At 70.0% G+C, this 14,112-nt stretch carries 14 protein-coding genes; 8 read left to right on the top strand and 6 right to left on the bottom strand.

Annotated features, from left to right (window positions below; all coding sequences use genetic code 11):
- The first annotated feature begins 109 nt into the window (after nucleotides 1-109).
- Genes pstC through pstB form a run of 3 tightly spaced genes read left to right on the top strand, consistent with a single transcriptional unit; the run spans nucleotide 110 to nucleotide 2,979 of the window.
- On the top strand, nucleotides 110-1,099 hold the full coding sequence (gene pstC / locus ACTWP8_RS31765) for a phosphate ABC transporter permease subunit PstC (protein ID WP_443325535.1): 990 nt from the start codon (nucleotides 110-112) through the stop codon (nucleotides 1,097-1,099).
- The gene (pstA, locus tag ACTWP8_RS31760) at nucleotides 1,096-2,172 is read left to right on the top strand and encodes a phosphate ABC transporter permease PstA (protein ID WP_443325534.1); all 1,077 of its coding nucleotides are present in this window, start codon (nucleotides 1,096-1,098) and stop codon (nucleotides 2,170-2,172) included. The genes pstC and pstA overlap by 4 nt, the downstream gene beginning before the upstream one ends.
- Before the next feature lie 30 nt (nucleotides 2,173-2,202).
- On the top strand, nucleotides 2,203-2,979 hold the full coding sequence (gene pstB / locus ACTWP8_RS31755; protein ID WP_443318206.1) for a phosphate ABC transporter ATP-binding protein PstB: 777 nt from the start codon (nucleotides 2,203-2,205) through the stop codon (nucleotides 2,977-2,979).
- A gap of 406 nt (nucleotides 2,980-3,385) precedes the next feature.
- Here pstB and ACTWP8_RS31750 read toward each other — a convergent pair whose 3' ends face one another.
- Both ACTWP8_RS31750 and ACTWP8_RS31745 read right to left on the bottom strand, forming a co-directional pair.
- On the bottom strand, nucleotides 3,386-4,384 hold the full coding sequence (locus ACTWP8_RS31750) for an inorganic phosphate transporter (RefSeq protein ID WP_443325533.1): 999 nt from the start codon (nucleotides 4,382-4,384) through the stop codon (nucleotides 3,386-3,388).
- Nucleotides 4,385-4,393: 9 nt separating this feature from the next.
- Entirely contained in the window at nucleotides 4,394-5,014 is a 621-nt protein-coding gene (locus ACTWP8_RS31745; RefSeq protein ID WP_443325532.1) for a DUF47 domain-containing protein, read from the bottom strand.
- Nucleotides 5,015-5,253: 239 nt separating this feature from the next.
- Here ACTWP8_RS31745 and ACTWP8_RS31740 point away from each other — a divergent pair, with 239 nt between their 5' ends.
- On the top strand, nucleotides 5,254-5,622 hold the full coding sequence (locus ACTWP8_RS31740) for a metal-sensitive transcriptional regulator (RefSeq protein ID WP_443318209.1): 369 nt from the start codon (nucleotides 5,254-5,256) through the stop codon (nucleotides 5,620-5,622).
- A 67-nt stretch (nucleotides 5,623-5,689) separates the two neighbouring features.
- Here the strand turns inward: ACTWP8_RS31740 and ACTWP8_RS31735 are convergent, their stop codons facing one another.
- Together ACTWP8_RS31735 and ACTWP8_RS31730 are read right to left on the bottom strand one after the other, a co-directional pair.
- Nucleotides 5,690-5,860 carry a hypothetical protein gene (locus tag ACTWP8_RS31735; protein ID WP_443318210.1) on the bottom strand — a complete coding sequence of 57 codons (171 nt, stop codon included), beginning with the start codon at nucleotides 5,858-5,860 and terminating at the stop codon, nucleotides 5,690-5,692.
- A gap of 183 nt (nucleotides 5,861-6,043) precedes the next feature.
- Nucleotides 6,044-6,904, bottom strand: coding sequence for a hypothetical protein (locus ACTWP8_RS31730; protein WP_443325583.1), 861 nt, complete (start codon nucleotides 6,902-6,904; stop codon nucleotides 6,044-6,046).
- 110 nt (nucleotides 6,905-7,014) lie between these two features.
- Between ACTWP8_RS31730 and ACTWP8_RS31725 the strand changes: the two genes are divergently transcribed.
- Both ACTWP8_RS31725 and ACTWP8_RS31720 read left to right on the top strand, forming a co-directional pair.
- Nucleotides 7,015-7,185, top strand: a complete 171-nt coding sequence (locus ACTWP8_RS31725; protein ID WP_443325531.1) for a hypothetical protein — start codon at nucleotides 7,015-7,017, stop codon at nucleotides 7,183-7,185.
- Between the two features lie 359 nt (nucleotides 7,186-7,544).
- Entirely contained in the window at nucleotides 7,545-9,200 is a 1,656-nt protein-coding gene (locus ACTWP8_RS31720) for an FAD-binding oxidoreductase (protein ID WP_443325530.1), read from the top strand.
- 84 nt (nucleotides 9,201-9,284) lie between these two features.
- Here ACTWP8_RS31720 and ACTWP8_RS31715 read toward each other — a convergent pair whose 3' ends face one another.
- Both ACTWP8_RS31715 and ACTWP8_RS31710 read right to left on the bottom strand, forming a co-directional pair.
- Entirely contained in the window at nucleotides 9,285-10,115 is an 831-nt protein-coding gene (locus ACTWP8_RS31715) for a phosphatase PAP2 family protein (RefSeq protein ID WP_443325529.1), read from the bottom strand.
- 190 nt (nucleotides 10,116-10,305) lie between these two features.
- On the bottom strand, nucleotides 10,306-11,310 hold the full coding sequence (locus ACTWP8_RS31710; RefSeq protein WP_443325528.1) for a C40 family peptidase: 1,005 nt from the start codon (nucleotides 11,308-11,310) through the stop codon (nucleotides 10,306-10,308).
- Between the two features lie 224 nt (nucleotides 11,311-11,534).
- Between ACTWP8_RS31710 and ACTWP8_RS31705 the strand changes: the two genes are divergently transcribed.
- Together ACTWP8_RS31705 and ACTWP8_RS31700 are read left to right on the top strand one after the other, a co-directional pair.
- Nucleotides 11,535-13,658: a CdiA C-terminal domain-containing protein gene (locus ACTWP8_RS31705; RefSeq protein ID WP_443325527.1), complete on the top strand. Its 2,124-nt coding sequence runs from the start codon at nucleotides 11,535-11,537 to the stop codon at nucleotides 13,656-13,658.
- 8 nt (nucleotides 13,659-13,666) lie between these two features.
- Nucleotides 13,667-14,038, top strand: coding sequence for a hypothetical protein (locus tag ACTWP8_RS31700; RefSeq protein ID WP_443318216.1), 372 nt, complete (start codon nucleotides 13,667-13,669; stop codon nucleotides 14,036-14,038).
- Nucleotides 14,039-14,112 lie beyond the last annotated feature (74 nt).

Genomic DNA, 14,112 nt, shown 5'->3' with positions numbered 1-14,112 from the left:
CGCCCAGCCATAGCAGGGCGGGGCCGTCCGTCCGAGGTCACCACCATCCGGTGCACCGCCGCCAGGGGCCCCTCACAAGGGGACAAGACCCCATCAGACCGGAGCAATCATGGATACAACCTCCACCGCAACCGCACCGCCACCACCATCACCGTCCGTCCCCAAGGGCAAGGCGAACCGCCCCGGAGACAAGGTCTTCCTCAGCCTCTCCCGCGGGTCCGGCATCCTGCTGCTGGTGATCATGGCGGCCATCGCGGTTTTCCTCACCTACCGCGCATATCTGGCCATCTCGAAGGACCAGGCGAACTTCCTCACCGCCTTCGAGTGGAACCCGGCGGGGAGCCCGCCGGAGTTCGGCATCGCGATCCTGGCCCACGGCACGGTCGTGAGCTCGATCATCGCCATGGTCATCGCCGTCCCCATCGCGGTCGGCATCGCGCTGTTCGTCTCCCACTACGCGCCGCGCAGGCTGGCCACGCCGCTGGCGTACGTCATCGACCTGCTCGCCGCCGTCCCCAGCATCATCTACGGCCTCTGGGGCGCGCTCGTCCTCGTTCCGTACCTCGGCGGCCTGAACAGCTGGCTGAACGAGTTCCTGGGCTGGACGTACATCTTCGACAAGGAGGGCGCGGGCCCGGCCCGCTCGCTCTTCACCGTCGGCATCCTGCTCGCCGTGATGATCCTGCCGATCATCACCAACGTCACCCGCGAGGTCTTCCTCCAGGTGCCGAAGATGCACGAGGAGGCGGCCCTGGCCCTCGGCGCCACGCGCTGGGAGGTCATCCGCATGTCGGTGCTGCCCTTCGGCCGCTCCGGCATCATCAGCGCCTCGATGCTCGGCCTCGGCCGGGCGCTCGGCGAGACGATGGCCGTGGCCACCGTGCTCTCCCCGAGCTTCCTCTTCTCCGGCCATCTGCTGGACCCGGGCGGCGGCACGTTCGCCCAGAACATCGCCGCGAAGTTCAGCGAGGCGAACGAGTACGGCCGTGACGCGCTGATCGCCTCCGGTCTGGTGCTCTTCGTCATCACGCTGCTGGTCAACGGCGCGGCCCGCCTGATCATCGCCCGCCGCAAGGAGTACTCGGGGGCCAACGCATGAGCAACGCCGTCATCGACAAGCCCCCGGTCGCCGGCGCCCCGAGCCCGGCCAGCCTCGCTCACCGGCGCATGCCGCGCTGGGCCCCGTTCGCCATCGCCATGGGCTCGATCGCCGCGGGCGTCGGCATCGGCATCGGGGCCGGCTGGCACAGCAAGGTCCAGTGGGGCCTGATCTCCGCGCTGCTGTTCGTCCTCGGCTCGTACGTGATCACCAGCAGCGTCGAGGGCAAGCGGCAGGCCAAGGACCGCGTGGCCACCAGCCTCGTCTGGGTCTGCTTCATCCTGGCCATCGTCCCGCTGGTCTCGCTCTCCTGGGTCACCATCGCGCGCGGCGCGAAGGTCCTGGACAGTGCCTTCCTCAGCCACTCCATGGCCGGGCTCGGCAGCACCGACCTGGGCGGCGGCGTCTACCACGCCATCATCGGCACCCTGGAGCAGGTCGGGATCGCGACCCTGATCGCCGCCCCGATCGGCCTGTTCACGGCGATCTACCTGGTCGAGTACGGGCGCGGGAAGCTGGCCAAGGCCGTCACCTTCTTCGTCGACGTCATGACGGGCATCCCGTCGATCGTCGCGGGTCTGTTCATCCTGTCCACCTGGGTGCTGACCTTCCAGATGGGCTTCTCCGGCTTCGCCGGCGCCCTGGCCCTGGCGATCCTGATGATGCCGATCGTCGTGCGCTCCACCGAGGAGATGCTCAAGCTCGTCCCGAACGAGCTGCGTGAGGCCTCCCTCGCCCTGGGCGTGCCGAAGTGGCGCACCATTCTCAAGGTGGTCCTGCCGACCGCGATCGGCGGTATCACCACGGGTGTCATGCTCGCCGTGGCGCGCATCGCCGGTGAGACCGCCCCGGTCCTGCTCCTGGTGTTCGGCAACGTGTTCATCAACAACGATCCGTTCAACGGGGCGCAGTCGTCGCTCCCGCTGTACGTCTACGAGCAGTACAAGCTCGGCACCGAGCAGTCCTTCGACCGTGCATGGGCGGCGGCGCTCGTCCTCATCGCGTTCGTCATGATCCTCAACCTGGTGGCCCGCGGCATCGCCCGCTGGAAGGCCCCGAAGACCGGTCGCTGACCGCGGCCACGTAGAAGAGAAGTGATTCACATGGCCAAGCGCATCGACGTCAGCGGCCTCACCGCGTACTACGGCAATCACAAGGCCATCGAGGACATCTCGATGACCGTCGAGCCCCGCTCCGTGACGGCCTTCATCGGCCCGTCCGGCTGCGGCAAGTCCACCTTCCTCCGCACCCTGAACCGGATGCACGAGGTCACCCCCGGCGGCCGAGTCGAGGGCAAGGTGATGCTGGACGACGAGAACCTCTACGGCTCCGGCGTCGACCCCGTCGCCGTGCGCCGCACGGTCGGCATGGTCTTCCAGCGGCCGAACCCGTTCCCGACGATGTCGATCTACGACAACGTGGCGGCGGGTCTGCGGCTCAACGGCTCGTACAAGAAGCGCGAGCTCGACAGCATCGTCGAGAAGTCGCTGAAGGGCGCCAACCTCTGGAACGAGGTCAAGGACCGGCTGAACAAGCCCGGCTCCGGCCTCTCCGGCGGCCAGCAGCAGCGGCTGTGCATCGCCCGCGCGATAGCGGTCGAGCCGCAGGTCCTGCTCATGGACGAGCCGTGCTCCGCGCTCGACCCGATCTCGACCCTCGCCATCGAGGACCTGATCGGCGACCTGAAGGAGCGCTTCACGATCGTCATCGTGACGCACAACATGCAGCAGGCGGCGCGCGTCTCGGACCGTACGGCCTTCTTCAACCTGTCCGCGGTGGGCCAGCCCGGCAAGCTCATCGAGATCGACGAGACCGAGCGGATCTTCTCCAACCCGTCCGTGCAGGCGACGGAGGACTACATCTCCGGCCGCTTCGGCTGACCATGCCCTCGCCGGGCGGGCCGCTCCGCGAAGGGACGGGCCCTGCCCGGCACGGCTGACGCGAGACATCATGCGGCTTTCGCGCCGCGTGGCAAAGGCGTCCTGCGGTGCTGCATGGCGGTGCCACCGCAAGACGAAGGGCCCGCCCCTGGCTCCCGGGGGCGGGTCCACGCTTTGCCTGCGGCGGGCGGGGGTTGGTCGCGGCTGCCGTCGCGGCTGGATTCCTGCGTCGCGGCGGATACCCACGGGCTGAGAATGTTTTTCGCGGCTCGGCACCGCCGGTCCCCACCGCCGGGTTGCCCGCCGTCGCGGCGGGTGTCCTCGCGCCGGTTGCGCGAAGCGCGACGTGGTGCGGGGCCGGGGAGCGGAGTCCCCTGGCAAGGGCGGGAGGGTGGGGGAGAGGTCGTTAGCCGAAGGCCAGGTTGACGATCCAGTAGCTCAGGGCGGCGACCGCCGCCGCCGCGGGCATCGTGATGAACCAGCCCGCGACGATGTTCTTCGCGACACCCCACCGCACCGCGTTCACCCGCTTCGTCGCGCCGACGCCCATGATCGCCGACGTGATGACATGCGTCGTCGAGATCGGCGCGCCGAACATGAACGACGCCGTGTACATCACCGACGCCGCCGTCGTCTCGGCGGCGAACCCCTGCGGGGGGTCCAGCTCGATGATCCGCCGCCCCAGCGTCCGCATGATCCGCCACCCGCCCGCGTACGTCCCGAGCGACAGCATCACCGCACACGCGATCTTCACCCACACCGGGATCGGGTCGCCCGCACCCTCCACATCCGCGATGACCAGGGCCATCACCACGATGCCCATCGTCTTCTGGGCATCCTGCAGACCATGGCCGAGCGCCATGCCCGCCGCCGAGACGGTCTGGGCTATGCGGAAGCCGCGCTTGGCCTTGTGCGGGTTGGCGCTGCGGAAGATCCACATGATCGCGAGCATGACCAGGTAGCCGAGGCCCAGGCCCACGACGGGCGAGACGAACATCGGGATGACGACCTTCTCGAGCACGCCCGTCCAGATGACCTCCGTGCCGCCCGCGAGCGCCGCGCCTACCATGCCGCCGAAGAGCGCGTGGCTGGAAGACGACGGCAGGCCGAAGTACCAGGTGACCAGGTTCCAGACGATCGCCCCCACGAGGGCGGCGAACAGGATCCCCATCCCCGACCGGCCGGTCGGCGTCTCGATCAGCCCTTCACTGACCGTTTTGGCGACCCCGCTGCCCAGGAAGGCGCCGGCGAGGTTCATGACCGCGGCCATGACGAGCGCGGCCCGCGGGGTCAGCGCCCGCGTGGAGACCGAGGTCGCGATGGCGTTCGCGGAGTCGTGGAAGCCGTTGGTGTACGTGAAGAAGAGCGCGACCCCGATGGTCACGACAAGCGCGAAGGTGTCCATGGCCGGGGCTCAGGACTCCTTGACCGCGATGGTCTCGACCGTGTTCGCGACGTGCTCGAAGGCGTCCGCCGCCTCCTCGAGCACATCCACGATCTGCTTGAGCTTGAGCACCTCCATGGCGTCGTACTTGCCGTTGAAGAGGTGCGCGAGGAGCTTGCGGTGGATCTGGTCGGCCTGGTTCTCGAGCCGGTTGACCTCGATCCAGTACTCGGTGAGGTTCTCCATCGTCCGCAGGTGCGGCATGGCCTCGGCGGTCAGCTCCGCCGCCCGCGCCAGGACCTCGATCAGCTGGTCCACGCCCTTCGGCAGCTCCTCGACCTTGTAGAGGACGACCAGGTCGACGGCCTCCTCCATGAAGTCCATGATGTCGTCCAGGGACGAGGCCAGGGAGTAGATGTCCTCGCGGTCGAACGGCGTGATGAAGGAGGAGTTGAGCTGGTGGAAGATCGCGTGAGTGGCGTCGTCCCCCGCGTGCTCCGCTGCCCGCATCCGGTCGGCAATCTCGGCCCGGGCAGAGGCGTCCGCTCCGAGCAGTTCCATGAGGAGCTTGGAGCCTGTGACGATGTTGTCCGCGGACGCGGCGAACATGTCGTAGAAGCTCGTCTCCCTGGGGGTCAGACGAAAGCGCACGTGGGTTCCTCGGTATGCATCGGATTCGGTCAGGGTGATGCTAGGCGCATCATCCGGCCACGGCTAACCGGCTGTCCTTCAGTGTCGCCCATCGGACAGGGTGCTCCGGCACAGGCCCCGGACGCACCGTGAAATTCGGTACGATATACCCGCTAGGGGTATCTAAACGCGCGTAACTCCTTTTTCACGGCTCACCCCGGTTGCACGGCTCACACGGCCCGCGGACGACGGAGGACCCCATGACGACCACTGAGGCCGCGACCTGCCACAACCCGGATTCCGGGCCCGCCACGGGCACCGGGCCGCACGGCTACACCAAGGACAAGGACCAGCACCTCAAGCGGCTGCGCCGGATCGAGGGCCAGATCCGCGGCCTCCAGCGGATGGTCGACGAGGACGTCTACTGCATCGACATACTCACGCAGGTTTCGGCCAGTACGAAGGCACTGCAGTCCTTCGCCCTGCAGCTGCTGGAGGAGCACCTGCGGCACTGCGTCGCGAGTGCAGCCATGGAGAGCTCCGCTCAGGGGGCCGTCGAGGGCGGCGAGGAGATCGACGCGAAGGTGGCGGAGGCCACAGCCGCGATCGCCCGCCTGCTGCGCACCTGATGCGGCGATTTCCAGCCAGTCAGCCGCCCTCGATGTTCCCCGAGTCCCCGGCGCCCCGGGCGTCCACCTAGCCGTGCTCCTCGGCGCGGTCCGCCGTGACCCTGAGCACTTCGTCGATACGGGCCGGGCTGAGCCGTTCCCCGTCCGCGGCCGACGCCGCGATCATCAACTCGCCGCACAGCTCGATCTCTGCGAGGGCCACGTGGTCCTGGACCGCGGAGCCGCTGGGCACAGGCACGTGCGTCACCTCCTCGTCGCGAGCGCCGTCTGCAGCGCCTGACTGCGTTTCCTTACGTGCTGCCTCTTGCGTTGAATACCGCTGTGCGTGTAGAGCCCAGCGTAGGGAACCGGCCACAGTGCGCGCATGGCACGGACGGACCATTTCCACGGGCCCGTTGGGGCCCGTTGTCCCGGCTGTCCGCTATGACTCCGGGACGGCGATCTTGCCTGCGTAGATGTCGCGCTCCGGCGGCAGGTCGACGTTCACGCCGCTCCCGAACCCGTACAGCACGGTCGTCGACACGACCTCGGTCGCCGTCGCGTCGCTGCCGTTGGAGAAGGTGAAGCGATGGCGGACCTTCCGCAGGCGCCCCTGCTCGTCGAGATACGCATCGAACGGTACGGCGTCCTTCGAGAAGCCCTTCGCGGCGGCCGTGAGTGCCCCGCGCGCGTGCGGCGAGGCGGCCCGGGCAGCGCGCCCGATGTCCGTCGTCCCCCGGTAGTGCCGGACGGTCACCCCGTCCTCCGGGGCCTTCGCCTCGCCCGCGTACCTCACGTCCCGCGCCCCGCGCAGCAGTTCCGCCGCGGACAGCGGGTCGGTCGCCCCGCCCGTGACCAGGTTCCCGTCGGCGAGGCCGGTCGTGTCCACCCGCACCCACTTGTCGGGCGGCACGCCCGCGCCGCGGTCCTTCATATACAGGGCGCCGGGGGCGAGGAGTTCGGTCACCGGCTGGTGCTCCGGCGCGCCCGCGGCGTCCTTCGGCAGCACGACGACGAGCCGGCCGATCCGTCTGGTGTAGTCGAACGCGCCCTGGCCACGGATGGTGACCCGGGTGCCGCCGGTCGCCGTCTCCATGGACGTACGCGCCCGGGAGCTGCCGAAGCGTTCCAGGACGTCTGCGGCCCGGTGCACGACGGCCGCGGCGGTCGCGTCGTCGACGCTGCCGCGCTCGTCGGCCGCGGCCCCCATCCCGGAACAGCCGGTGGCCAGCAGGCCCACTGCCAGGCTGCCCACGGCGGCGGCAACGGCGCCGCCTTTCCGTCCGTGCCGCTGCACCACCATCGCCATCGCCCGCGAACCCCCTGAAAGACCAGCCGGAGCGACCCCGGCCCGAAGCTCGTTCCGCTTAACGACCGGGCGGGGGTGCCCGTCACGGCCGGTACGGTGGACTGGTGCGTCCGAAAGCCTCCGAAGTACCGAGCGAGCCCGGCGAGGGCCACTGCACGCGCACTGTCGAGCAGGGTGCCTTCTGTATCGCCCGCTGCAACTGCGGCTGGACCGGCCCGGCCCGCCGCGCCCGCGCCAAGGCGCGGGAGGACGCGGCGGCGCACCTGGAGCGCTGAGGGGACGGCGCCCGACCGCGGCCCCCCTTGCCGAGCCGGACCCCGACCCCTGCCGGTCACGCTCACCTCGTATGACTCGTACGAGAGGGTGAGGCCGAGCTCGTCACCACAGGAAACCGGGCCGACCGTGATCACCGGGCATGCGGTCAGCCGGTGAGCCCGGCCGTGCCACGCTCGGCTCAGGGCGAGGGCCAATTCCGAACTGGCCTGTCCTTCAACCGCTTTGGGCCTGCGCGCGCGAGCTGTGATGACACGAATTCCGTTCTTGCGGATGTGCCGCAAATCGCCGCCCTGAGCGGGGGAACCTACGTCCATCGAGCATGGTCTGGCCGTGCGTCAGATGTCGTTTGGAGGTTCGGATGGACAGGCGCACGCTTCTGCAGGCGGGGACCGGATTCGCGGCCACCGCGGCCTGGCTCGCCGGATGCAGCGGCGACTCCGGCCAGGCGGCCGCCTCTTCCCGTGCCCGCGACGGCAACCGCGACCACAGCCGCACCCGCGGCCCGCGCTCCGACCGCCCCGGCCGCCACGGCACGCCCGCCGACGCCCCCCGCGCCGGCGACTGGTCCGCCCTCGCCCGCGGCCTCGGCGGCGGCCTCGTCAGGCCCGGCGACGTCGACTACACCTCCGCCCGCAGGCTCTACAACACCCGCTTCGACCACCTGCGCCCCGCCGCCGTCGCGTACGTCTCCGGCACCGCCGACATCGCCGAGTGCCTGGCCTTCGCCCGCCGCCACGCCGTCCCCGTCGCCATCCGCAACGGCGGCCACTCCTACGCCGGTTGGTCCAGCGGCACCGGGCGCCTGGTCATCGACGTCTCCCGGCTCGACCGCGTCGCCGTCACCGGCCGCGCGGAGGCCGTCATCGGCGCCGGCGCCAAGCTCATCGACATCTACACCCGCCTCGGCGCCCGCGGCGTCACCGTCCCCGGCGGCACCTGCCCCACCGTCGGCATTTCAGGGCTCACCCTGGGCGGCGGCCATGGCGTCGTGTCCCGCGCGTACGGGCTCACCTGCGACAGCCTGCTCGCCGCCACCCTCGTCACGGCGGACGGCCGCACCCTGCGCTGCGACGCGGCCGACCACCGCGACCTCTTCTGGGCCCTGCGGGGCGCGGGCAACGGCAACTTCGGCGTCGTCACCGAGCTCCGCTTCCGTACGCACCGGCCGCCTGCCGTCGTCGCCGCGCGCCTGAACTGGCCGTGGGGCAAGGCCGCCGACGTCGTCCGCGCCTGGCAGGAGTGGGGTCCGGAGCAGCCGGACGAGATCTGGTCGGCCGTACACCTCGCGGCGGTCGCGGGCGGGTCGCCCCGGGTCGCGGTCTCCGCCTTCTCGCTCGGCGCGTACCGGGATCTGCAGAACGCCGTGGACCGGCTGGCCGACCGGGTCGGCGCCTCCGCGTCGTCCGTCTCGCTGCGCGGCAGCACGTACCCGGAGGCGATGGACGCGTACGCGGGCTGCGCGTCGTACACCGCCGACCAGTGCCATCTGCCCGGCAGCACCCCGGGCCGCCGCCCAGTGGGCTCCCTCGTCCGCAAGACGTACGCCTCGCGCTCGGACTTCTACGACCGCCCGCTCGGCCCCGAGGGCATCCGGATCCTCATCGACCGGGTCGAGCGCTACGGCAGGGCGGGCGGCAGCGGCCCGGGCCCTGAGGCTGGGGCTGGGCCCGAGCTCGGGTCCGGTTCCGGCACGATCGTGCTTACGGCGCTGGGCGGGGCGATCAACCGGGTCGCGCCGACGGCGACGGCGTTCGTGCACCGCCGCTCGCGCGTGCTGGCCCAGTACTTGGCGGCCTGGCGGGCGGGGCGGAGCGGCTCGGCGGCGACCGCGTGGCTGAACGACCTGCACCGGGCGATGCGCCGCCACGCCTCCGGCGCGGCCTACCAGAACTACACGGACCCGGCCCTGAAGGACTGGCGGCGCGCGTACTACGGGCCTGCCGCGCACCGTCTCACGCGCCTGAAGCGGCAGTACGACCCGGAGCGCGTCTTCGACTTCCCGCAGGCTCTGTGAGGGGCGTCGCGGCCCGGCGGGCCTTTCCCCGCAGGGGCCCGCAGCGACCTCCGCCCGCGGGCGCCACGATCCACCGGACACGCCCTAAGCGGCGAGGTCCTTGTCGCCGCCGGAGCCGCCGGAGCCGCCCGGCTCGCCCGAGCCCGGCGAACCGCCCGAGCCCGGCGAACCGCCCGAGCCTCCCTCTCGCTCCGCCGGAGGTGCCCCCGCCGCCCCAGTGCCCGACCCTCCGTCAGCGCCGCCCGCAGCCGCGACTTCCCGCGCCTGCGGGTCCCGTACGCCCATGCCCGGTACGCCGCCCGCGCCCCGTACGAGCCACCCCCCGCGCCGCGAGTCCACGACGGCGTGCGTCAGTGGCGTGAGGAGCGCCATCGCCGCCGGGGCGAGCAGCAGGGCGACCGCCGTGCCGAGCGCGAATCCGCCGATGACGTCCGTCGGGTAGTGCACGCCCATATAGACGCGGCAGAAGCCCTCCAGCAGGGCGAGCGCGATCCCGGCGAGCCCGAACTTCCGGTTGGCGACGAAGACTCCGACGCCGAGGGCCATCGCCATCGTCGCGTGGTCGCTGACAAAGGAGAAATCGGTCTTTCCGGCGACGAGGACCTCGAGCCCCCTGTGGTCGACGAAGGGTCTGGGGCGCTCGACGAAGCCGCGGATCGGAACGTTGACGAGCAGGGCGAGACCGGCCGCGAGCGGCGCCCAGATCAGCCCGGCGACGGTGGTCGGCGCATCCTCCCGCTCTCTGACGGCCCACCAGCACCAGACCATGAGCAGCACCAGCCCGGCCATGATCCCGTACTCGCCCGTCCACTCCATGACCCGGTCGAACCAGCGTGGCGCGTCGGCGGCGAACCCGTTGATGTCGTAGAGCAGGGAAACGTCGGGGTTCGACCCGGTCGACTCGACTCCAGCCATCTGCCGCGGCCCCTTGTCTCTGTGTTCGTACGTGCCTGCTGCTGACCCCCGGGCGGTTGAGGTGCTGCGTCCCCAGTCCAGGGAACGCCGACGCTTCCCGCGGCGTTCCGCTCTCCACCGAACGATCACCAGGACGTTATCCAAGAGTGACTCATCGTCGCAGCTCAGGGCCGCGTGGCGGCGACTCGCGCTAGGAGGCGTCGGCGGTTGGCAGCGCCTCCGCACCGTCCTCGGTGACCCGGGTCGCGCCGAAGTAGTCCGGCGTATCGATCTTGTCGAAACGGATCACGGCGCCCGTGTACGGCGCATTGATCATGTAGCCGCCGCCGACGTAGAGGCCGACGTGCCGGATCGCCCGCGAGTCGGTCAGGTCGTCCGAGAAGAAGACCAGATCGCCCGGCATCAGCTCGTCCCTGGCCGGGTGGGACCCGGCGTTGTACTGATCGTTGGCGACTCGCGGCAGCTCGATCCCCACCGTCTCGTACGCCGCCTTCGTCAGGCCCGAGCAGTCGAACCGTCCGCCGTCCGCCGCCGTGCCGTCGCCGCCCCACAAGTACGGCGTGCCGAGCTTCTTCTGCGCGTAGTAGATCGCCCCCGCGGCCTGCCGCGACGCCGGGACCCTGCCCGTCGGCGCCTCGAAGCTCTTGGCGAGGGTCGTGATGATCTTGACGTAGTTCTGCGTCTCGCGGATCGCCGGGACACCGCCGGCGCGGATCACGCGGTACGCGCCCGCGTTGTAGGCGGCCAGCATGTTGGCCGTGCGGTCGCCGGGGACGTCCTTCACGTACCGCGCGAGCTCACAGTCGTACGAGGCCGCGGACGGGATGGCGTCCGCCGGGTCCCAGACGTCCCGGTCACCGTCCCCGTCCCCGTCGATGCCGTGGGTCGCCCAGGTGCCGGGGATGAACTGCGCGATCCCCTGGGCCTCGGCGTGGCTCTGGGCCCTCGGGTTCCAGCCGCTCTCCTGGTACAGCTGCGCCGCGAGCAGTGCGGGGCTGATGGAGTCGCAGAGAGTGCCCCACTTCTGCACGAGCGGCTGGTACGCGGCCGGCACCGCCCCCTTGGCCAGCCCGGCCCCCCGGCCCGTACCGCTGGCGATGCCCGCCGCGGCGGTGTACGTGCCGACGACGAGGAGCGCGAGAAAGCAGAGACACAGCCCGATGCCGACTCCACCGGCAACCCAGAATTTCCGCACCCTCCAACCCTCTCCCATCGGGGGGTGTTTGGTCTCGGGGTGCCCGACGGTTTGGCCGAAATCACGTCGACGCACCGGCGAACGATGGGGAGAGGTCCAGGGCCGGTGTGGGGGCCGGGGTCGGGCTCGAGGTCGGGGGAGCCGTTCAAACTGGGTTTCGGAAGCGACAAAACCGTGCAGTAGCGTAAGCGCACCGTAAACGTAGGCCAGCGGGGGGACTTGGCGTGGCGTTCATCATGGTGACCGCGGCGGTCTACGGGGTTCTGCAGTTGGCGGTGCTGGCGTGGCCGGCGCGGTCGGTGCGGCTGTCCACGGTGCTGTTGACCATCGTGCTCGGCGTCTACGGCAGCGGTGTCGCCACGGTGCTGGTGGAGTGGGGCTACACGCGGGGCATGGCGGCGTGGAGCGGTGACCCGCTCGCGGACGTGGTGCAGGCCTCGAGCTACACGGTCGCTCCGGTGGTCGAGGAACTGGCGAAGATCGTGCCGCTGTTGCTGGTCGGCTGGAATCTGAAGATCCGCTACCAGTTGGGGCTGGCGGACTACGTGGTGCTCGGCGCAGGTCTTGGCGCCGGGTTCGGGCTGCTGGAGGTCTTGCTGCAGCACGCTCTGGATGCCGAGCGGGCGACCCCTTACCCGGGCGGGGGCTGGATGCTGCCGGGCGGCATCAGCCTGGTCGCGGGCTATATCCCCGACTGGGGCCAGGTGCTCTCCACCTGGCTTCCGGCCTCTATCGGGGTGGTCGAACTTGGGCATCCCGGCGGCACTCTGAGCACCAACCTCCACTTGGCGTGGGGCGCTGTGGGTGCGCTGGGTGCGGGGCTGCTGCTGCGCGGCCGCGGTTGGGCGAAGCTTGCGGCCGTGGCGCCGCTGGCGTTCGCGATCGGCCACCACACCCTGACCAACTACACCGGGCGCCCGAAGGCGGACCCGCCCGGCTGGGCACAGTGGTTGTCGGGAGTGGGCGACGACCTGGTGGGAGCGGCCCCGCTGATCTGCATGCTGGCCGCAATGGCCGTGGACTTCCTCCAACTCCACCGCGCGAAGACGGCCGTTCCCGGGGTGCTGCTGAGCGACGAGCAGGCCGGGAAGGCGGGTCTGACGGCGCTGGCGGGCTTCGGCAGCTGGTGCATTCCGTGGACGGCCCTGATCGCTGTGCGCTTCGCCCAGCTCCGCCGCTCCCTGTTCTACGCCGCCGCGGCCCGGACCCCACCGAACCAGCTGGAACCGCTGCACCATGCGGTGGCGGCGATCGCGGCGCGGATGAACGCGAGCAACCACGCGGACGCCTGGAACTCGGCCCGAATACGCGCCCAACTCAAGGCCGCCCGCGCCGCCCGCGGCCGAGCCCGCCGCTGGCTCATGCTCATCCCGCTGCTGCTCGCGCTCCCATCCGTTGTCTTCCTGGGCCTGGGCTCCTTCCCGTCCACCAAGGGGATCCAGGAGTTCTTCTCCACCGGCAGCGGCCCCACCCTCATGGTCGGTCTCGGGATCGCGGGACTGGCCTGGATCGCCTGGCAGTTGTACGTCCTGCTGCGCGCCTGGCGCACCACTGCGGCCCTTCCGGTCGGCGAGACACTGGCGACGATCCGCTTCCGCCTCTGGACCGCCCTGGGCTCGGCCACGACGGGAACTCTGCTGCTGACCCTCCGCCTGAAGGGCACGCCCGCAGACGAAGAGGTCCTCACCAAGCAGGCCCATCTCCTGGCCGCGCTGGATGAGTTCCTCCTCTACCTCGGCTTCGTCCTGCTCCTGCTTGCCCTGTTCGCCCTCATCCCGCCTGGCGGCCTCGCCTTGGCGGGCGGCGGGGTGGTGGCGGGCGCCATCACCACCGAGGCGGTGGTCAATGCGGCCGCCCTCGGCACGGCCGGCATCGTCCTCATGGCCGCCGGAGCTGACGGCGGCGTCCACGGTGGAGAAAGAGAGCGGCCGACCGAGGCCAAGCCTCAGGAAGGGAGTCCTGGACAAGGGAAGGGAGCTATCGACGAGTCCGAGAAGGCGTTCAGTCCCAAGGAACGCAAGATAGCCGAATCCCTTCAGGCGGAAGGCAAGAACGTCAAGGCACTCAAGGAGTCTACCGTTGAGGGGCAGAGGACCCCTGATGCCCTCGTGGACGGCGTACCCACCGAGTTCAAGACCCTCCAGCCCGGTGCTGCACCCAATGCCATCAAGAACACACTCAACACGGCAAAGAAGCAGGCGCGAGATGCCATCATCGACGCGCGAGGCAGCGGCCTCAGCGAGAGCGGAGCGCGCGAGGGGATGGGGAAGTTCCTGCGGAACAATCCAGCTGGCAGGATGAACTCCATCAGGATCATCGGCGACGGCTTCCACATCCATTGGCCCTAGAGGTATCCGTGAGCGAATATCACTACGTCTTCATCCACCCTGGTCACCCCCGGGAGCAGCTCGTCGCCGACATCTCGTCCGCGTGCGGCGTGAACCTGAAGCCGGTGGACTCCGAATTCATCGATTACGCCGTGAACCTCGGCCACGCGGCAGTCGAGGTCGAGTTCTCGCACGAGTATGAGGAAGCCTACGGCATCCACTTCGAGCGGTACGATTCGCTGTTCACCGTCCGAGACTTCGATTCGGATATGGCGCGGCAAGAAGACCTTGCGCGACACATCTTCAGGAATCTTGCTTCCCTGGGACGCTACTCGCTGATCCTCGTACTGGATTTGCAGCAGTTGCTCGACTCGGAATCCCCTCACGAATACCCGAGATGAGTATGGACGGGCCGTCGAGAAGCGTGGTTCGGGGCGACGATCAGTCGGAGTCGCTGAATCTGCCCGCAGTTGGC

The sequence above is a fragment of the Streptomyces sp. 7N604 genome (assembly GCF_052245475.1).
In the GTDB taxonomy this organism is placed as follows: Bacteria; Actinomycetota; Actinomycetes; order Streptomycetales; family Streptomycetaceae; genus Streptomyces.
Note: the sequence above shows the minus strand (reverse complement) of the source record. Positions and strands in the feature narration are given on the sequence as shown.